This window comes from Martelella limonii (genome assembly GCF_013344475.1).
Taxonomy (GTDB): Bacteria; Pseudomonadota; Alphaproteobacteria; order Rhizobiales; family Rhizobiaceae; genus Martelella; species Martelella limonii.
This window is the reverse complement of the sequence record NZ_JABUOU010000009.1, coordinates 146521-166911: the sequence shown is the minus strand read 5'-3', so window position 1 is coordinate 166911 and position 20391 is coordinate 146521. Positions and strand designations below refer to the sequence as shown.

13 protein-coding genes are annotated in these 20391 nt (G+C 62.5%); 10 read left to right on the top strand and 3 right to left on the bottom strand.

Annotation, left to right across the window (positions count from 1 at the left end; all coding sequences use genetic code 11):
* Nucleotides 1-59: 59 nt before the first annotated feature.
* Nucleotides 60-830: a phosphoadenylyl-sulfate reductase gene (locus tag HPQ62_RS17310; RefSeq protein ID WP_280516302.1), complete on the top strand. Its 771-nt coding sequence runs from the start codon at nucleotides 60-62 to the stop codon at nucleotides 828-830.
* A 55-nt stretch (nucleotides 831-885) separates the two neighbouring features.
* Here the strand turns inward: HPQ62_RS17310 and HPQ62_RS17305 are convergent, their stop codons facing one another.
* From HPQ62_RS17305 to HPQ62_RS17295, 3 genes are all read right to left on the bottom strand, one after another.
* Nucleotides 886-1872, bottom strand: coding sequence for a LacI family DNA-binding transcriptional regulator (locus tag HPQ62_RS17305; protein WP_174803834.1), 987 nt, complete (start codon nucleotides 1870-1872; stop codon nucleotides 886-888).
* Nucleotides 1873-2048: 176 nt separating this feature from the next.
* Nucleotides 2049-3269 (bottom strand): FAD-dependent oxidoreductase, encoded by a 1221-nt coding sequence (locus tag HPQ62_RS17300; protein WP_174803833.1) that lies wholly within the window; start codon nucleotides 3267-3269, stop codon nucleotides 2049-2051.
* 167 nt (nucleotides 3270-3436) lie between these two features.
* Nucleotides 3437-4543, bottom strand: coding sequence for a TRAP transporter substrate-binding protein (locus HPQ62_RS17295; RefSeq protein ID WP_174803831.1), 1107 nt, complete (start codon nucleotides 4541-4543; stop codon nucleotides 3437-3439).
* A 364-nt stretch (nucleotides 4544-4907) separates the two neighbouring features.
* On the opposite strand from HPQ62_RS17295, the gene HPQ62_RS17290 reads away from it, so the two are divergent.
* From HPQ62_RS17290 to glgB, 9 genes are all read left to right on the top strand, one after another.
* The gene (locus HPQ62_RS17290; protein WP_174803830.1) at nucleotides 4908-5534 is read left to right on the top strand and encodes a TetR/AcrR family transcriptional regulator; all 627 of its coding nucleotides are present in this window, start codon (nucleotides 4908-4910) and stop codon (nucleotides 5532-5534) included.
* A complete protein-coding gene (locus HPQ62_RS17285) occupies nucleotides 5531-6496 on the top strand; it encodes an HlyD family secretion protein (protein ID WP_174803829.1) in 966 nt (321 codons plus the stop codon). Before HPQ62_RS17290 ends, HPQ62_RS17285 begins: the two co-directional genes overlap by 4 nt.
* The gene (locus tag HPQ62_RS17280; protein WP_174803827.1) at nucleotides 6493-7422 is read left to right on the top strand and encodes an ABC transporter ATP-binding protein; all 930 of its coding nucleotides are present in this window, start codon (nucleotides 6493-6495) and stop codon (nucleotides 7420-7422) included. The genes HPQ62_RS17285 and HPQ62_RS17280 overlap by 4 nt, the downstream gene beginning before the upstream one ends.
* The gene (locus HPQ62_RS17275) at nucleotides 7412-8557 is read left to right on the top strand and encodes an ABC transporter permease (protein WP_174803826.1); all 1146 of its coding nucleotides are present in this window, start codon (nucleotides 7412-7414) and stop codon (nucleotides 8555-8557) included. The genes HPQ62_RS17280 and HPQ62_RS17275 overlap by 11 nt, the downstream gene beginning before the upstream one ends.
* Before the next feature lie 114 nt (nucleotides 8558-8671).
* Entirely contained in the window at nucleotides 8672-12001 is a 3330-nt protein-coding gene (locus tag HPQ62_RS17270) for a transglutaminase family protein (RefSeq protein ID WP_174803825.1), read from the top strand.
* 228 nt (nucleotides 12002-12229) lie between these two features.
* Complete coding sequence (locus HPQ62_RS17265; RefSeq protein ID WP_174803877.1) at nucleotides 12230-14593, top strand: circularly permuted type 2 ATP-grasp protein; 2364 nt, start codon at nucleotides 12230-12232, stop codon at nucleotides 14591-14593.
* Between the two features lie 6 nt (nucleotides 14594-14599).
* On the top strand, nucleotides 14600-15490 hold the full coding sequence (locus tag HPQ62_RS17260; RefSeq protein ID WP_174803823.1) for a transglutaminase family protein: 891 nt from the start codon (nucleotides 14600-14602) through the stop codon (nucleotides 15488-15490).
* Nucleotides 15491-15716: 226 nt separating this feature from the next.
* Complete coding sequence (locus tag HPQ62_RS17255; RefSeq protein WP_174803822.1) at nucleotides 15717-18179, top strand: glycogen/starch/alpha-glucan phosphorylase; 2463 nt, start codon at nucleotides 15717-15719, stop codon at nucleotides 18177-18179.
* Nucleotides 18176-20389 carry a 1,4-alpha-glucan branching protein GlgB gene (gene glgB / locus HPQ62_RS17250; RefSeq protein WP_174803821.1) on the top strand — a complete coding sequence of 738 codons (2214 nt, stop codon included), beginning with the start codon at nucleotides 18176-18178 and terminating at the stop codon, nucleotides 20387-20389. The genes HPQ62_RS17255 and glgB overlap by 4 nt, the downstream gene beginning before the upstream one ends.
* The last annotated feature ends 2 nt before the right edge of the window (nucleotides 20390-20391 follow it).

Below are 20391 nucleotides of genomic sequence, written 5' to 3'. Positions count from 1 at the left end.
AAACAGGCCTCGTCCTGCGCCAAGCTTTTGCCCGATCGCAGCGTTCTTCGAAATCACGGTTGCTCGTTCCAAGCCCTCCGTTTCGGCATACTTGCCCAAACAGGAAAGAGGCGAGTGAGATGACCACAACCGCAGCGGCACTCAGCCGGACACTCGAACAGACCGACCTTGCAGGCCGGCTTGAACTGATTGCCAGGACCGGCCGGAAGGCCGTGTTCACGACCAGCCTCGGCATCGAGGATCAGGTCATTACCGAAGCGATCGCCACGGCGCGGCTCGACATCGGCATCGTCACCCTCGACACCGGGCGCCTGTTTGAAGAGACGGAGGCTCTGATCGGAAGGACCGAGGCCCGATACGGCATCAAGATCCAGCGCTTCCGGCCGGATGCGGATGCCGTCAACGCCTATGTGAAGGCGAACGGCCGCAACGGTTTCTACGACAGCATAGAGAACCGGCACGCCTGCTGTCACATCCGAAAGCTGGAGCCGCTCGCCCGCGCGCTCGATGGCGCGGCGTTCTGGATCACCGGCCTTCGCCGCGGCCAGTCCGGCAACCGGGCAACGACGCCTTATGCGGAAAGCGATGCGGCGCGCGGCCTCATCAAGATCAATCCGCTTGCCGACTGGAGCCTTGCCGATATCCAAGCGCATGTCGCGAAACGGGATATCCCGATCAATCCGCTCCATGCCCGCGGCTATCCCTCGATCGGCTGCGAACCCTGCACCCGCGCCATCAAGCCCGGGGAGCCCGAGCGCGCCGGACGCTGGTGGTGGGAAAATGACGTGAAGCGCGAGTGCGGCCTGCATGTCGCGGAGCCCGTGGGCTGAACCATCGCGGAAAGTATGGCAGAGCCCGTCCGCGCCCGCAAAACACCTGGAGCCTCTAGCGCCGGGTTGATGCGCCTTCGATAAGCTCGAAGGGCAGTTCAACGGCCTTCTTGGGGCGCTCGCCCTCGGTCAGGCAACGCATGATGAGATCGGCCGCCTTGTAGCCGATATCGTAGAGCGGCACATAGACCGAGGTCAGGGGCGAGTCTTCCATATCGACAAAATCGACGCCGTTGTAGCCGCATATGCCGAGATCGTCGGGCACTTTCAGGCCCACCTGCTGGGCACCGAAATAGACGCCATGGGCAAGCCGGTCATTGTGGCAGAAGACCGCATCGATTTCCGGCAGGCGCTTTCCGAGATCATGAACGAGTTTCATGCCCTGTTCGAGCGGGCTGCCGCCGCTTGCCTCGAAGACATAATCGGGGTCGTAAAGCCCGGCGCTTGCAAGCGCATCCTGATACCCCTCGAACCGGCGCCGCGACCGGATATCCTTGCCGCCGCCAAGAAGCGCAATGCGGCGATAGCCCTTTGCGAGCAGATGCTCGACGGCGGCCCTTGCGGCTGCGCGATTGGGAATGCCGACGCCCATGTCCAGCGGCGTGATGCTGGTGTCCATCATCTGCACGACAGGACAGCCAAGCTCGGTGATCAGCGGCTTGTTGACCGGGAATTCGGCAACGCTTTCAAGAATGATGCCCGCCGGGTTCTGGGCCATGAACAGGTTGATCAGCTTCGCCTCTTCCACGGCGTCGAGGCCGATATTGGCGAACTGGGTCGTCACATCGCTGGAGTTGAACCGGTCCTCGATCCCGTGCGCGGCATGAAAGAAGCCGCTCATTTCGAGGATCGGCGCGAGCACCGCGATCGTGCCGCTATGGCGGCTGGCAAGCGCACGGGCCGCGAAATTCGGCACATATCCGATGTCTTCGACGACTTCGAGAATCTGCTCGCGCAGCTTGTCGCTGACCTTGTGCGGCTCCCTGAGCGCCCGCGACACCGTAATCGGGCTTACGCCTGCAATACGGGCAACATCACTCAAGGTTGTGCGCGATTTTGGCCCACCCCGTACCCTCATGGATCGTCACCGTTCCCCTGATCGTTGCAAACGCGCCCGTCGGTTCTTTATGTTTTCCGGAGCACAATCCTACTTTGCACATGATTGCAGCAATTTCAAACGCGTTATGTGACAACATCACAGATGTTGTCACATGCGGCTCACTGCGCGGCGAGCGCCTTCAGATCGGTTTCAGGGTTTGCGATGACGTCCGGCGCGGGGCTGACCCCTGATGCAAGAAGCTTCTTTGCGCAGACATAGGCGCGCGCATCGTTGATGGCATCAACGGCCACGAGTTCGGAACCGAGGAAATACCAGACCGAGGCGGCACCTTCGCGCGCGCCCGCGCGCACTATCGTGCGGTCGTAGCCGGCATTGTAACCCGCGATCTGCAGCTTCACGTCATACTGGTCGGACCAGAACCATGGCTCAGGCACATAGGGTTCTTCCGAACCCGCGATGACAGCCGCAACCGCCTCGCCCTGATCGACGGCATTCGGGACCGATTCCAGCCGGATATTTTTCCCGCGGAAAGGCAGCTCGGTGCAATCGCCGACCGCGAAGATCTGCGGATCCGAGGTGCGTCCGAAAGCGTCTACCGAGATGCCGTTGCCAACGGCAAGGCCTGCTTCCTTGGCAAGCTGATCATTGGGCGTGACCCCGATCCCGACCACGACCATGTCGACATCGATCGTGCTGCCATCGGCGAGGACGGCCCTCGTAACCCGGCCCTCTTCACCCTCAAGGCGCGTCAGGCCGCAATTCTCACGGATATCGACGCCATGGGCGCCATGAATCCTGCGCATGATGTCCGCCGTTTCCGCTGCGGCGACCCGCTTCAGGATACGATCCGCCATCTCGATCACGGTCACGCCGACCTCGAACTTGGTGGCGACCGCTGCCGCTTCCAGCCCGACATAGCCGCCGCCCACGACCAGTAGCTTGGCGCCCGGACGCATGGCCTTCGCCAGACGATCGGCATCATGCTTGTCGCGCATCACATAAACGCCGTCGAGATCGCCGCCGATCGCCTCGGGCAATGTGCGGGGCGTCGCCCCCGTCGCCAGCACGAGCGTGCCGTATTCGACGGCCGAGCCATCCTGGAGCACGACCTGCCGGCTGTCGCGCTCGACCCGTTCGACGAAGCCGCCGAGATGCAGTTCGACGTCGTTTTCGGCGTACCAGCTCTCCGGCCGGAACAGCAGCCGCTCGAACGCCATCTCGCCCAGAAGGTATTTCTTTGAAAGCGGCGGGCGCTGGTAGGGCGCGACCTGCTCGGCACCGATCATGGTAATCGGCCGCTGATCCTTCAGGGCACGCAACTTTGCGGCGACGGCAAAACCGCCCTGCCCGCCGCCAACGATTACAATCCGATCCGTCACGTCTTCGCATTCCCCATTTTTAACGTCTTGCTGCAAACGGCTTAAGGATTTGCAGCGAAAGCGTCAATTCCATGAAAAAGGCCCGGGATTGCGCCCGGGCCTCATCCGCTGCCAATCGGATGGCCTGCGCGCCAGGGCGCATGGCCGGATCCGCTACCGTTTCCCGATCAGAGATTGCCCTTGCGCTGCTGGACCATCATGTACTTGTCGAACGAGAATTCGGCGAGCTGCATCCAGAGATAGGCGTCCTTCTTGAAGTTCTGCTGGCTGTCGTAGATCTTCTTGAACCAGGCATTCTCGGCCGAAATTTCGGCGAAGGTTTCCTGCGATGCGGCATAGCATGCATCGAGGATTTCTTCGCTGAACGGCTTCAGCACGGCGCCATCGGCAACGAGCTGGCGCAGCGCCTTCGGGTTTTCGGCGTCGTAGCGTGCCAGCATGTTGAGGTTGGCGACATCGCATGCATCGGTCAGGATCTGCTGGTAGTTTGCCGGCAGAGCGTTGAACTTTTCGAGATTGGAGAAGGCGTGGATGACCGGGCCGCCTTCCCACCATGCCGGGTAGTAGTAGTATTTCGCGACCTTGACGAGGCCGAGCGCCAGATCGTCATAGGGACCGACAAACTCGGTGGCGTCGATGGTGCCGCGCTCCAGCGCAGAATAGACGTCGCCGGCTGCGATCTGCTGCGGGGTGACGCCGAGCTTGGCCATGACCTGCCCTGCCAGACCCGCAATGCGCATCTTCAGGCCCTTCATGTCCTCAACCGAGTTGATCTCCTTGGCGAACCATCCGCCCATCTGCGCGCCGGTATTGCCGGCGGGACGGCCCCAGACGCCCTTTTCGGCGAAGAACTCGTCGAACAGCTCATTGCCGCCGCCCTGGTAAAGCCAGGAATTCTTCAGGCGCGCGTTCATGCCGAAAGGCACCGCCGTGCCGAGACCGTAGGCCATGTCCTGACCGATATAGTAGTAGGACGGCGTGTGGCACATTTCGATCGTGCCGTCGCGCACGGCGTCAAGCACCTGCAGCGGCGGAACGATCTCGCCGCCGGCATAGACCTGGATGTCGAAATTGCCATCGGTCGCTTCGCGAACATTGTCTGCAATGCCGGTTGCGGCGGAGTAGAGCACATCGAGCGACTGCGGGAAGGCAGACGACAGGCGCCAGTTGATTTTCGGGTTTTCCTGCGCAATGGCGGGAGCGGCAAGCGCTGCGGGGGCCAGGGCGCCGGCCGAAGCGACACCCGCCTTCTTGAAGAATGTACGGCGATCCATTGGGGTATTTCCTGCTAGAAGCTTCAGGCCCGGCGGGTTCTCTGCGAAACGGGTCCGCTGGCCTGCCGGTCGATACGCGTGCGCCCTAGCCGTTTTTGCCCCCTTCTGCAAGCCCGCCACCCGGCGCCTGCGTTCGGTGCGACACCAGGCGCTTTCGATCGTGTCGCACGCCGGAGTGCATCGATCGGTGAGAGATGTTTGTTCAGGGCGCGCACCGAAGTCGGATATGCGCGCTCTCTTCAACACTTTAGGCTCAACCGACGGAAGGATCGGCACCGTCCCGATCACTTCTGAATCACCAATTGCATCCAAGACGCGATTGGTATATGACTGACTGGTCAGTCATATCATTAAAGGCCTGCTCATGACCAATCCTCCCAAGCGCAAGGCAATGCCGCCGCAAGAACGCAGGCGCGTCATTCTCGACGCCGCGCTTTCGGTGTTTTCCGAGCGCGGTTTCGCGAGCGCCCGCATCGAGGACATTGCGCGCCGGGCCGGGATCGGCAAGGGCACGGTCTATCTCTACTTCCAGGACAAGGAGAGCCTGTTTGCAGGTCTGGTCAACACCGACCTCGGGCCGGTGATCACGCAGGCGCGAAACCTGATCGCGCTCTCCGACCTGCCCTCCCGCACACTGGTAGCGAGCCTGTTTGCGATCGTGGAGCAGGACATCCTGAATTCCCCCAAGCGAGACCTTCTGCGACTGATGATCACGGAACTGAGCGCCTTCCCGGCGGTCACCGAACAATATTACCGCGATCTCGTCGAACCGGGCATCGCACTGATCAGAAGCATTCTCGAACGCGCCGAAAGCCGGGGCGAGTTGCGTTCGCGCACCGTCCTCGACGTCCCCCAGTTCGTCATGGCGCCCGTGGTGATGTCCGTGCTCTGGAACATCCTGTTCTCGAAATTCGGTCCGTTCAAGCTCGACGCCGCCTTCGCGTTCTTTCTGGAGTCGCTGTTCACCACTGCGGAAGGAGAGGCATCATGAAAAGGCTTGTGGCAATCGTCATCATTCTTTCGGCCTTGATTGGCGCTGCAATCTCCATATTCCGCCCTGAGCAGGAAAAAGGCTGGCTCGGCTGGGTCGAGGGCGAAATGCTCTATCTCGGCGGCACGGGCACTGCCCGCCTCGTGGAACTCTCCGTTGCCGAGGGCGATGCGGCAAAGCCTGGCGAACCCCTGTTTGCCTTCGAGGCCGACGCCGAAGCGGCAAGGCTTCAGGCGGCCGAGGCAAACCTTGCTCGCGCCGAAGCTGCCCTCGCCCTTGCGAAATCGCCCCAGAGCCGCAAGGAGGAGATCGACGCGTTGCAGGCGACCCGCAGCCAGGCTGAAGCCGAGGAAACCTACACCCGCGAGACGCTTGAGCGCGCGAAGAACCTCTACCGCCAGCAGACCGGCACGAAGGCCGATCTCGACAGTGCCGTCAGCGCCTATGCCCGCGCCCGCGCCGCACTCGACAAGATCGATGCCCAGATCACGCTCGGTCAACTGCCGCAGCGGCCGGAACAGATTGCCGAGGCCGAGCAGGCGGTCGCCGCCGCAAAAGCAGACGCGGCCGCAGCCAGGGCCGTTCTGGCGCTCGCAAGCGTCGCAGCGCCTGCGGCGGGAAGCGTGGAGGAGGTCTATTACCGCAGCGGTGAAGTCGTGCCGGCCGGACGGCCGGTGGTCGCCCTCTTGCCGCCGGAAAATGTGAAGGTCGAATTTTTCGTCCCGGAAAAGGACCGCGCCGGACTGGCCGTCGGCGGCATGGTCACGTTTACCTGCGACGGCTGCACGCCCCGCGACGCGAAGGTGGACTTCATCGCCATAGACGCCGAATACACGCCGCCCGAAATCTTCTCGCTCGAAGAGCGGGCAAAGATGGTCTACCGCGTCACGGCCATGCCGCAGGATCGCAGCGATCTGCCGGTCGGCCTCCCGGTCACGGTCAGAGCCGGGAGCGGCCAATGACCGAAAACGTCATCTCGGTCGAAAACCTCACCAAGAGCTTTGGCGGCCGCACCGTCGTCGATCATCTGACCATGAGCGTGAAAAAGGGTGCGATCCATGGCTTTCTCGGGCCGAACGGGTCGGGAAAGACGACCACCATCCGCATGCTCTGCGGGCTTCTGACGCCCGACAGCGGCTCGGGCACATGCCTCGGCTATGACATCACCCGCGAAGGCGAACGTCTGCGCCGCCATGTCGGCTACATGACCCAGCGGTTCTCGCTCTACCAGGACCTCACCATCCGCGAGAACCTCGATTTCGTCGCACGCATCCATGGGCTTTCCAACCCGCGCCAGAAGGTATCGGACGCCATCGAGCGGCTGGGGCTCGGCGGGCGCGAGAAACAGCTGGCCGGCAATCTCTCCGGCGGCTGGAAACAGCGGCTTGCGCTCGGCGCCTGCACGCTTCCAGGCCCCGACCTTCTGCTGCTCGACGAGCCGACCGCCGGCGTCGACCCCAAGGCGCGGCGCGAGTTCTGGACCGAGATCCATGCGCTTGCCGCAGACGGTCTCTCCGTGCTCGTGTCCACCCACTACATGGATGAGGCCGAGCGCTGCCACGAGATCGCGTACATGGCCTATGGAAAGCTGGTGGTCACCGGAACGGTCGATGATGTGGTGGCAGCATCCAGACTTCACAGCTATCTGATCACCGGTCCAGACGTTCACCAGTTGCAGACAGCGCTTGAACTGACCGAGGGCGTTGACCTTGTGGCCCCGTTCGGCGCATCGCTCCATGTCTGCGGTCATGACGAGGCGGCGCTCGAACGCGCAGTCGAGCCATACCGCGCGCGGGCTAGAACCAAGATCAGCCGCAGCGAGGCGACGCTCGAGGACGCCTTCATCCATCTCATGAATGCATCGAAGGACAATTTCGATGACGGCTGAGAACCCTGTCCGCTTCGCCGCCCTTCACCGGTTCTGGGCGATGACCGTCAAGGAGTTCATCCAGATGGTCCGCGACCGGCTGACCATGGTGATGATGGTGACCCTTCCGCTGATGCAGCTTCTGCTGTTCGGCTTCGCAATCAACACCACGCCTCACCACCTGCCGACCGCCGTGATGCTCGGCGAGAGCTCGGACGCCGCGCGCGCCGTGGTGGCAGCCCTCGAAAACACCGATTTCTTCGACATCGAGGCCGTCGTCACGCGCGCCGGGGACATGGACCGGCTGCTGCAATCGGGTGACGTGCTGTTCGTGGTAGAGATTCCGCTGAACTTCGAACGCGATCTCCGGCGCGGCGACACCCCGCAGGTTCTGGTCGCTGCCGACGCCACCGATCCGGTCGCCTCCTCCTCGGCGCTCGGCGCGCTTTCGGGCGTCGTCGCCTCGGCGCTGAAGGGCCTGCCGCATATCCGCATCGACATCGAGCAGCCGCCACCCTTCGAATTCGTCACCCACCGGCGCTACAATCCGGCCGGAAAGTCGACCTTCAACATCATCCCGGGCCTGCTTGGAACCATCCTGACGATGACGCTCCTGGTCTTCACCGCGCTTGCAGTGACGCGGGAAATCGAGCGCGGCACGATGGAGAACCTGCTCGCCATGCCGATCCGCCCGATCGAGATCATGATGGGCAAGATCATGCCCTATGTGTTTGTCGGCCTGTTTCAGGCGGCGCTGATCATCATCGCAGGCCTGTTTGTCTTCCGCGTGCCGATCCTCGGCGATCCCTGGTCGCTGATCGGCCTGACGCTGCTGTTCGTCGTCACCAACCTGTCGATCGGCTACACCTTCTCGACAATCGCGCAGAACCAGTTGCAGGCGGTACAGATGTCGATGCTGTTCTTCCTGCCGAGCATCCTCCTGTCGGGTTTCATGTTTCCCTTCGAGGGCATGCCGCGGTGGGCGCAGCTTCTGGGTGAAGCACTGCCGCTCACCCATTACATCCGGATCGTGCGCGCCATCATGCTGAAGGGTGCCGACATCACGGTACTGGGCTTCGACAGCCTGATGCTTGCCGTCATCGCGCTCGCGGCAATCGTCATCGCGGTTTCCCGTTTCAACCAGACGCTGGACTGAAGCCAGGCTTGCGAAATCTCGCCCTGAAGTTTCAAAGCCGCTTGCTTTCTCGCGAAGCTTTGCCCACACTCCCCTCAATAATTAGGGGAACGGCTCAGAGCCGCAAGGACTTTTATGTCAATCAAAGCAGCAATTTACCACCTCACCCATTACAAATACGACAACCCCGTCAATCTCGGGCCTCAGATCATCAGACTGAAACCCGCCTCCCATTCGAAGACCAAGGTCATCAGCCATTCGCTGAAGGTCACGCCGGAAAATCACTTCGTCAATCTGCAGCAGGATCCTTACGGCAACTACCAGGCTCGTTTCGTCTTTCCCGACCCGGTGACCGAGTTCAAGATCGAGGTCGATCTCGTCGCCGACATGACGGTCTATAACCCGTTCGACTTCTTCGTCGAGGAACAGGCGACCAAATACCCCTTCGACTATGACGAGGCGATCCGCGAGGATCTGTCGATCTATCGCACGCCCGAGCCGATGGGGCCGTTGCTGAAGGCCTATATGGAGAAGCTCGACCTCTCTGAAGGTCAGGGCACAGTCGATTTGATCGTCGGCATCAATGCGCGCCTCCAGAACGACGTCAACTACATCATCCGTATGGAGCCCGGCGTGCAGACGCCGGAAGAGACGCTGGAGCGCAAGTCCGGTTCGTGCCGGGATTCTGCATGGCTTCTGGTGCAGATCCTGCGCAATATGGGCCTCGCCGCCCGCTTCGTTTCCGGCTACCTGATCCAGCTCGAGCCGGACCTGAAGGCGATCGACGGGCCTTCCGGCACCGATCACGATTTCACCGACCTTCACGCCTGGGCCGAGGTCTTCCTGCCGGGCGCCGGCTGGATCGGACTTGATGCGACCTCTGGGCTTCTGACCGGCGAAAGCCATATCCCGCTTGCCGCGACCCCGCATTATCGCAACGCAGCGCCGATCACCGGCGGCTATTCGGGCAAGGCCGAAACCTCCTTCGATTTCGACATGTCGATCTCGCGCGTGTCCGAGCATCCGCGCATCACCAAGCCGTTTTCCGACGATAGCTGGGAGGCGCTGAACGCGCTCGGCGAGAAGGTCGACAAGCTGCTCGAAGAGACCGACATGCGGCTCACCATGGGCGGCGAACCGACCTTCGTCTCGATCGACGATTTCGAATCCGACGAATGGAACACGGGCGCTGTCGGCCCCACCAAGCGCGGGCTCGCCGACGAGCTGATCCGGCGCCTGCGCGGACGCTTCGCGCCGGGCGGCTTCCTGCATTACGGCCAGGGCAAATGGTATCCGGGCGAAAGCCTGCCGCGCTGGACCTTCTCGCTCTACTGGCGCAAGGACGGGGTTCCGATCTGGAACAACCAGGACCTTGTCGCCGAGGAAACGACCGATACCAAAGTCGATGAAAACGACGCGGGCAGGTTGCTGCAGGCAATTGCCAGCGAACTCGACATCAACCCGGACATGGTGACGCCCGCCTTCGAGGACCCGGCCGAATGGATGATCCGCGAGGGCAATCTGCCGGAAAATGTCGACCCGTCGAATTCGAAGCTGAAGAATGCGGAAGACCGCGCGCGCATATCCAAGGTGTTCGAGCGCGGCCTGACGCGGCCGACCGGCTATGTTCTGCCGGTTCAGGCCTGGCAGGGCCGCGCTTCCGGCCTGCGCTGGGTTTCCGAAAAATGGACCACCAGGCGCGGCCGGATCTTCCTGATCCCCGGCGACAGCCCGGTCGGCTTCCGCCTGCCGCTCGATGCCCTGGCATGGATCCCGCAGGCGCAGTATCCGTTCATCAATCCGCTCGATCCGTCGGTAAAGCGCGAGCCGCTGCCGGATTTCCGGCATGATGAGGGAAGGCCGCTGCCGCAGGCAAGCTTCAAGCCGTTCGAGGAAAGCGCCCAGCCGGCGCGCCCCTCCTCCGGCCCGTCGATCGGCGGCTTCGTGCGCACCGCAATCTCCGTCGAGCCGCGCGATGGCAGGCTCTGCGTGTTCATGCCGCCGACGGTCACCCTCGAGGAATATCTCGATCTCGTCGCCTCTGCCGAACGCGCTGCCGAAAAGGTCGGCATGCCGGTTCATATCGAGGGCTATCCGCCACCGCATGACGAGCGCATCAACGTGATCCGCGTCGCGCCGGATCCGGGCGTCATCGAGGTCAACATCCATCCGGCCGCCAACTGGAAGGAATGCGTCGAGACCACCACAGCGATCTACGAGGAAGCGCGGCTGACCCGTCTTGGCGCCGACAAGTTCATGATCGACGGGCGCCACACCGGCACCGGCGGCGGCAACCACGTCGTGGTTGGCGGCGCCAACCCCGGCGACAGCCCGTTCCTGCGCCGGCCAGACCTCCTGAAGAGCGTGGTGCTGCACTGGCAGCGTCATCCCTCGCTCTCCTACATGTTCTCGAGCCTCTTCATCGGCCCGACCTCGCAGGCCCCGCGCATCGACGAGGCCCGCCACGACTCGCTCTACGAACTCGAGATCGCGATGGCGCAGATCCCGCATCCGCAGTCGGGCTATCTGCCCCCGTTGCCATGGATGGTCGATCGCCTGTTCCGCAACCTTCTGATCGACGTCACCGGCAACACCCACCGCGCGGAAATCTGCATCGACAAGCTGTTTTCGCCGGACGGGCCGACCGGCAGGCTGGGCTTGGTCGAATTCCGCGGCTTCGAGATGCCGCCGAATGCGCGCATGAACCTTGCCCAGCAGCTTCTGGTGCGCGCGCTGCTGGCGCGGTTCTGGAAGAACCCGCTCGAGGGCAAGTTCGTCCGCTGGGGCACCGCGCTGTCCGACCGCTTCATGCTGCCGCACTACATCTGGCAGGACTTCATGGATGTGCTGCAGGACCTTAAGGAAAACGGGCTGGAGCTCAGGCCGGAATGGTTCGAGGCGCAGCTCCAGTTCCGCTTCCCCTTCGTCGGCGAGGTCGAATATGAGGGCAACCGGCTGGAACTCAGGCAGGCGCTCGAACAGTGGAACGTGATGGGCGAACAGGGGGCCGCGGGCGGCACCGTGCGCTACGTCGACTCCTCCGTCGAGCGGCTGCAGGTGCTTCTCGAAACCAAGGCGCCGGAGCGCTACATCGTCACCTGCAACGGCCGCAAGGTCCCGCTCAGGCCGACCGAAAAGTCCGGCGTTTCGGTTGCAGGCGTGCGCTTCAAGGCGTGGCAGCCGGCCTCCGGCCTTCACCCGGTCCTGCCGGTCAACACGCCGCTGACATTTGACATTTACGACACATGGTCGGCAAGATCGGTGGGCGGGTGCATATATCATGTTGCGCATCCGGGCGGGCGCAATTATGAGACCTTCCCGGTCAACGGAAACGAGGCGGAGGCGCGCCGACTGGCGCGGTTCGAAGGCTCGGGCCACACAGCCGGGGGCTATGCGGTCATCAACGAGGTGCCGTCTCCGGAATTTCCGCTGACGCTTGACCTCAGAAGACCGGCCGGATTGTAAAAATTGCAGAGTGCGCACCCTTTCCGGTGCGCCCGACAGCCGGCAAAGGCCGGCACCACGGCGGAAGGCCTCAGCTCTTCCGCCGCAATAATGGTTTCTTTGGCGAGGGATCGCTTCGACTGAGACGAAGCGTTCATCAGGGCGGGCGGCAATCACGTGGCAGAGGCGAAGGCGGAACAAACCGCCGAAAGGCAAAGAGCCGGCAGGACCAGCGAAGCGGAACCCGCTATCGCGTGGAATGCCGGCAATTATAAGCCGCTGCCCGGCGTGCCCGATGAAATGGTTGATGCCTCGGGCAAGGTAAGGCCCATCTGGCAACCCTTCGTCAACGCGCTCTCGGGCATGACCGCCGACGAGCTTGCCGAACGCTTCTCCCGCGCTGACCGCTATCTGCGCGATGCTGGCGTGTTCTACCGGGCCTATGACGGCCAGGACGACACGCGGGCATGGCCCTTTTCCCATATTCCCGTCATCATCGACGACAATGAGTGGCAGGAACTTGCCGAAGGGCTGAAGCAGCGCGCCGATCTGCTGGAAGCGATGATGGCGGACTTTTACGGCGACAACAGGCTGGTCGCCGAAGGCTTCATCCCGCCGGCGCTCGTCGCATCCAACAGCGAGTTCCTGCGTCCGCTGGTGGGCGTTCCGCCTGCCGGCGGGCATTTCCTGCACTTCGTCTCCTTCGAAGTGGGTCGCGGACCGGAAGGCAAGTGGTGGGTTCTGTCGGACCGCACCCAGGCCCCGTCAGGCGCAGGCTTTGCGCTGGAAAACCGGGTGGCCGCCTCGCGCGCCTTTTCCGGCATCTACAGCGACATGCATGTCCGCCGCGTTGCCTCCTTCTTCGGTGCGTTCCGCGATGCGCTGCAAAGCGAGCCGGTGGGCGGCGAAGGCAGGTTTGCTGTCCTGACCCCCGGACCCGCCAACGAGACCTATTACGAGCACGCCTATATCGCCCGCTATCTCGGCATCTCTTTGCTCGAAGGCGAGGATCTGGTCGTCGTCAACGACAAGCTGATGGTGCGCACGGTCGCCGGCCCGATGCCCGTCAGCGTGCTGTGGCGGCGTCTCGATTCCGACTTCACCGATCCGCTGGAGCTGAACCCCAATTCGCGCATCGGCACACCCGGCATCGTCAGCGCCATCCGCGCCGGCAATCTCACCATGGTCAACGCGCTTGGCTCGGGCATTGTCGAAACCCGCGCGCTGCTCGCCTTCCTGCCGGCCCTCTCCCGGCGGCTGCTGAATGAAGACCTGAAGATCCCCTCGATCGCCACATGGTGGTGCGGGCAGCCGAACGAACGCGCCCATGTCGCGGCCAATATCGACCAGATGCTGCTTGGCCCGGCCTATTCGCGCCAGCCATTCTTTGACGATTCCGGCTTGTCCTTTTCGGGAAAACGCCTGTCCGAGCGCCTGCCCGGCGCGGTCTCGCGCTGGCTTGAAAAGCGCGGTCAGTGGCTGGTCGGCCAGGAAGCGGTCAAGCTGTCAACGGCGCCCGCCTTCTTCAACGGCAGGCTGGAGCCGCACCCGTTCTCGCTGCGCGTCTTTGCGGCACGCACCCGTGACGGCTGGCGGCTGATGCCCGGCGGTTTCGCCCGTATCGGCTCTTCCGACGATGTTGCCGCGATCGCAATGCAATCCGGTGGACGCGCCGCCGATGTCTGGGTCGTCAGCCAGACCCCGGTCGCCCGCCCGACGCTTCTGACCCGCGAAAGCCGGGTGCCGCGCAACCAGCCGGCAAACCTGCCGAGCCGGGCTGCCGACAATTTGTTCTGGCTCGGGCGCTACATCGAGCGGGCGGAAGGCAATCTGCGTATTCTCAGGGCCTGGCACGGGCGCTTTGCCGAGGTTGATGACCGCGGCCAGGCGCTTTTGACCCGCGTGGAAGACTATCTCGAGCAAGCGGGCCACGAACTTTCCGAAGCAGCGCTTCCTCCAAGCCTGATGCGCGATATCGATAGCGCCGTCTATTCCGCCGGCAATATTCGCGACCGGTTCTCGCCCGATGGCTGGCTTGCGCTGAACGACCTGTCCAAGACCGCGCGCCGCTTCGTCAACAGCGTCCGGCCGGGCGATGACGCCGCCCATGCGATCACCATCCTGCTGCGCAAGCTCGCGGGCTTTGCCGGTCTCGTGCACGAAAACATGTACCGCTCGACCGGTTGGCGCTTCCTGTCGATCGGTCGCTATCTCGAGCGCGGCCTGCACATGACGCGCCTTCTCGGCGAGCTTTCCGGCGAAGACGCGCCCGACGGGGCCTTCGATATCCTGCTCGAGATCGGCGACAACGTCATGACCCACCGGCGTCATTACAATGTCGACACCAACCGCCTGACGATCACCGATCTTCTGGCGCTCGATCCGCAGAACCCGCGCTCGGTGCTGTTCCAGCTGAACGAGATGCTCGCTGAAGTGAAGAAACTGCCGAGCCAGGACAACATGATGCAGATGTCGCCGCTGCACCGCGAGACGATGCGGGTGCAATCCGGCCTCGCCGTGATGACGGCCTACTCGATCTCCAACGAATATTACGAGACGCTCGAGCGCGACTTCGAGGCGCTCTCCGACTGTCTCGCGCAAAGCTATCTGTGAGGGATGATGCTGTACGATCTCTCGCTGAAGATGGAATATCACTACGACACGCCGGCCTCGCTGGCGCGCCACATCACCCGCGTCCTGCCGCTTGCGGCAACCCAGCGCCAGCGGCTGATTGCGGGCCATGTGAAATTCGATCCCCACCCGAGCGAGCAGCGCGGCTTTACCGATTTTTTCGGCCACCCGGCGATTGCCACGCTGATCGAGCCGCCGCACCAGACATTCGCGATCACCATGAAGGCGCGGGTCAATGTCGATGCCGCGCGCGTGGCGGACGGCGCATTTCCGGATCTTCCGCGCCTGCGCGAGGAATATGCCGCAATCCTCAGCCTCGGCAGGGAATCGCCGCACCACTTCCTGAGCCCCAGCCCGCGCATACCGCATGACCGGCAGATCGCCGCCTATGGCCGGGAAAGCGTGGAGCATGGCATGAGCGTTCATCAGATCGCGACATCGATCTGCGCCCGCATTTTCACCGATTTCGCCTATGATGGCGAGGCGACCACGGTCGACAGCAGCCCGATGGAGGCGTTCAAGCTGAAGCGCGGCGTGTGCCAGGATTTCTCGCATGTGATGATCTCGGCGCTGCGCGCGATCGGCATTCCCGCCGGCTATGTCAGCGGCTATCTGCGCACCATTCCGCCGCCGGGCAAGCCGCGTCTCGAAGGCGCCGACGCCATGCACGCCTGGGTCAGGGTGTGGTGCGGGGAAGCATCCGGCTGGCTGGAATTCGATCCGACCAACAATATCCAGGCGGGATCCGATCATATCGTCGTCGGCTATGGCCGCGACTATGCCGATGTTGCACCGGTGCTCGGCGTGATGAAAACCTATGGCGATCACCAGGCAACCCAGGCGGTCGATGTCGTGCCCGTCCCCGAGACTGTGCGCTGATTGCGCAATCCCCGTTTTCCCGTCGCTTTCATGCACACGATTTCGACAGTGCGTTGAGGCTGCGGAATAATTTCCCGCCAGCCGCGAACGCTTTGTTGCAAGTGCGTCATATCAGTGCATAAATTGCAGGAAAGAATACGCATATAAGGTCCCTCTGCGTCGGAGGGCCAGAATTTCAGACGGCCACGCTCTCAATTTTCCAGCCTTTTATTGACGGAAAAAGCCAATGAACAAAGCGACCAATCCCGACCTCCCATTGCCGACCCCGCGCTCTCACGACGCTGACGAACTTGCCGCCAGCATTCTGGAAAAGCTGATCTATCAGGTCGGCAAGGACACGATCGTCGCCAAGCCGCATGACTGGCTGCGCGCCGTGATCCTCGCGATCCGCGACCGGATCACCGACAAGTGGATGGAATCCACCCGCAACACCTATCAGTCGGGCGACAAGCGCGTTTACTATCTTTCGCTGGAATTCCTGATTGGCCGGCTTTTGCGCGATGCAATATCGAACCTCGAAATGATCGATGCCGTGAACCAGGCGCTCGCCAAGCTCGATGTCGATCTGGTGGAGATTGCGGGCCTGGAGCCCGATGCGGCGCTCGGCAATGGCGGCCTCGGCCGGTTGGCCGCCTGCTTCATGGAATCGATGGCGACGGTCGATGTTCCCGCCTATGGCTACGGCATCCGCTACGTCAACGGCCTGTTCCGCCAGGAGATCGCCGACGGCTGGCAGGTCGAACTGCCGGAAACCTGGCTTGCCCACGGCAACCCCTGGGAGTTTCACCGCCGCGAAAGCACCTACGAGATCAATTTCGGCGGCAAGGTGGATATCGTCGAGCAAGGGGGCGCGGAGGCGCGCTATATCTGGAAACCTGCCGAACGGATGATGGCGGAAGCCTATGACACGCCGGTTGTCGGCTGGCGGGCCAAACGCGTCAATACGCTGCGCCTCTGGTCGGCGGATGCCATCGACCCGATCCTGCTCGACAAGTTCAACGCCGGCGATCACATCGGCGCGCTGCAGGAAAGCACCAAGGCGGAAACGCTGACCCGCGTGCTCTATCCCGCCGACGCCAACCCCGCCGGTCAGGAGCTCCGCCTCAGGCAGGAATATTTCTTCTCCTCCGCCTCGCTGCAGGACATTCTGCGCCGCCACATGCAGCAGTTCGGCGACATTTCGAACCTGCCAGACAAGGTCGCGATCCACCTCAACGACACCCATCCGGCGATTGCCGTCATCGAAATGATGCGGCTCCTGATCGACATCTACCAGGTCGATTTCGACACCGCCTGGGAGATGACGGTCAAGACCTTTGCCTATACCAACCACACGCTTCTGCCGGAAGCGCTGGAAAGCTGGCCGGTTCCGCTGTTCGAGCGACTGTTCCCGCGCCACATGCAGCTGATCTACCAGATCAACGCCAAGATCCTGCTCGACGCGCGCAAGCAGAAGGGCGCCAGCGACGAGGCCATCCGCCAGATCTCGCTTATCGACGAGGGCGGCGAGCGCCGGGTGCGCATGGGCAATATCGCCTTCCTCGGCTCCCACTCGATCAACGGCGTTTCGGCGCTGCATACGGAACTGATGAAGGAGACGGTGTTCTACAACCTGCACCGCATCCATCCGAACCGGATCAACAACAAGACCAACGGCATCACACCGCGCCGCTGGCTGAAGGAGTGCAACCCGAAGCTCACCCGCCTGATCCGCGACGCGATCGGCGACGAGTTCCTGGACGATGCCGAAAAGCTGAAGGCGCTCGATGCCTTTGCCGAGGATGCCGGCTTCCAGGAGAAGTTCGACGCCGTCAAGCGCGAGAACAAGGTGCGGCTTTCCAACCTGATCGGCGAGCGGCTCGGCACGCGCATCGATCCGTCGGCAATGTTCGACATCCAGATCAAGCGCATCCACGAATACAAGCGCCAGCTTCTCAACATCATCGAAGCTGTGGCGCTTTACGACCAGATCCGCTCCCATCCCGAAATGGACTGGGTGCCGCGGGTGAAGCTCTTTGCCGGCAAGGCGGCGCCGAGCTATCACAATGCCAAGCTGGTCATCAAGCTTGCCAATGACGTTGCCCGCGTCATCAACAATGATCCGGCCGTGCGCGGTCTGCTGAAGATCGTCTTCGTTCCCAACTACAATGTCTCGACCGCCGAGGTGATGATCCCCGCTGCCGATCTGTCCGAGCAGATCTCGACGGCCGGCATGGAAGCATCCGGCACCGGCAACATGAAGTTCGGCATCAACGGCGCGCTCACCATCGGCACGCTCGATGGCGCCAATGTCGAGATGCGCGACTGGGTCGGCGCCGACAATATCGTCATCTTCGGCATGACGGCCGACGAAGTCGAGAAGACCCGCTCCGGCGGTTACAATCCGCGCGAGGTTATCGAGGGCTCCAAGGAACTGTCGCAGGCGCTGTCGGCGATCTCGTCCGGCGTGTTCTCCCACGACGACCCGAACCGCTATGCCGAACTCATGGGCGGCATTTACGACCATGACTGGTTCATGGTCGCCGCAGATTTCGATGCCTATGCCGCAGCCCAGCGCGAAGTTGACGCGATATGGAACGATCGCGCCTCATGGAACGTTAAAGCTATCAGGAATACTGCGCGTATGGGGTGGTTCTCTTCCGACCGGACCATCAGGGAGTATGCGCGCGACATCTGGAGCGTTCTATGAAACAACCGGAGCAAGCCGATCCGGAGACCATTGCGGAGGAAACGCCGCATCGGGGGGATATCGAAGGCATTCTGAACGCCACGCACGGAGATGCCTTCTCCGTGCTTGGCATCCAGAAGATCAATGGCAAGATGGTAGCACGCTGTTTTCTGCCCGGAGCGGAAAGCGTCGAAGCCTTCGATCTTGACGGAAAGGCGCTCGGCAAGCTCAAACGCATCGACGATTCCGGCTTCTTCAGCGGCCGTCTTTCCCTCGATATCTTTGTGCCCGTCAGCTACCGCGCCAGGCGCGGCGGCACTGAATGGACGGTTGTCGATCCCTACAGCTTCTGGCCGGTGCTTGGCCCGATGGACGATTACTTCGTGCGCGAGGGATCGCATCTGAGGCTGTTCGACAAGCTCGGCGCACACCCGATCAGCCATCAGGGTGTGAAGGGCTTCCACTTCGCCGTCTGGGCACCCAATGCCAGGCGCGTGTCGGTGGTCGGCAGCTTCAATGACTGGGACGGGCGCCGCCACATGATGCGGTTCCGGCGCGATTCCGGCGTCTGGGAAATCTTTGCGCCCGGTGTCGAGCCCGGCACGCCCTACAAGTTCGAGATCATCGGCGCCGATGGCAATCTCCTGCCGCTGAAGGCCGATCCCTTTGCCCGCCGCAGCGAACTGCGCCCTCAGACCGCCTCGGTGACCACCGCCGAAATGGATCAGGTCTGGGACGATGACGATCACCGCGAACACTGGGCAAGTCTCGACAAGCGCCGCCAGCCGATCTCGATCTATGAGGTTCACGCCGGCTCCTGGCAGCGCCGCGACGATGGCACTTACCTTTCATGGGACGAGCTTGCCGACCGGCTGATCCCCTACTGCGCCGATATGGGCTTTACCCATATCGAGTTCCTGCCGATTTCCGAATACCCCTACGACCCTTCCTGGGGCTACCAGACGACCGGGCTCTATGCGCCGACCGCACGCTTCGGCGAGCCGGAAGGCTTTGCCCGTTTCGTCAACGGCTGCCACAAGGTCGGCATCGGGGTTCTGCTCGACTGGGTGCCCGCGCATTTTCCGACGGACGAGCATGGCCTGCGCAATTTCGACGGCACGTTTCTTTACGAGCACGCCGACCCGCGCAAGGGCTTCCACCCCGACTGGAATACCGCGATCTACAATTTCGACCGCACCGAAGTCGCCTCCTTCCTCCTGAACAACGCGCTCTACTGGGGCGAGAAGTTTCATATCGACGGGCTTCGCGTCGATGCTGTGGCCTCGATGCTCTACCTCGATTATTCGCGCAATTACGGCGAATGGATCCCGAATGAATATGGCGGCAACGCCAATCTCGGCGCGGTCCGCTTCATCCAGGAAATGAACAAGGCGGTCTATGGCCAGCATGCGGAGATGATGACGATCGCCGAGGAATCGACGACCTGGTCGAAGGTCTCCCAGCCGGTCCATGAGGGCGGACTCGGTTTCGGCTTCAAGTGGAACATGGGCTTCATGAACGACACGCTGAACTATTTCAGCCGCGAGTCCGTGCACCGCAAGCATCACCACCAGGAAATCACCTTCGGCCTGACATACGCCTTCACCGAAAACTTCGTGCTGCCGCTGTCCCATGACGAGGTCGTGCACGGCAAGGGTTCGCTGATTGCCAAGATGTCGGGCGACGACTGGCAGAAATTCGCAAATCTCAGGGCCTATTATGCATTCATGTGGGGCTATCCCGGCAAGAAGCTGCTGTTCATGGGGCAGGAATTTGCGCAGTGGAGCGAGTGGAGCGAGGCCCGCGCGCTCGACTGGAACCTGCTCGACTATCACACCCATGAGGGCGTGCGCCGGCTGGTGCGCGATCTCAACTTCACCTATCGCGCCAAACCTGCGCTTCATGCCCGCGATTGCGAGCCGGAAGGCTTTGAATGGACGATCGTCGACGACCACGACAATTCGGTGTTCGCATGGCAGCGCAAGGCGCCGGGCGAAAAACCGGTCATCGTCGTCTGCAATCTCACGCCCGTGCCACGCGACGGCTATCATGTGCCGCTGCCCAAGGCCGGTTACTGGCGCGAGATCCTGAATACCGACGCCGAGATCTACGGCGGCAGCGGGCTTGGCAATGGCGGACGCGTGCGCGCCGTCACCCACGGGCATGGCGGCATTTCCGCCGCGCTGATGCTGCCGCCGCTTGCGACCATCATGCTGGAACCGGAAGAATAGTG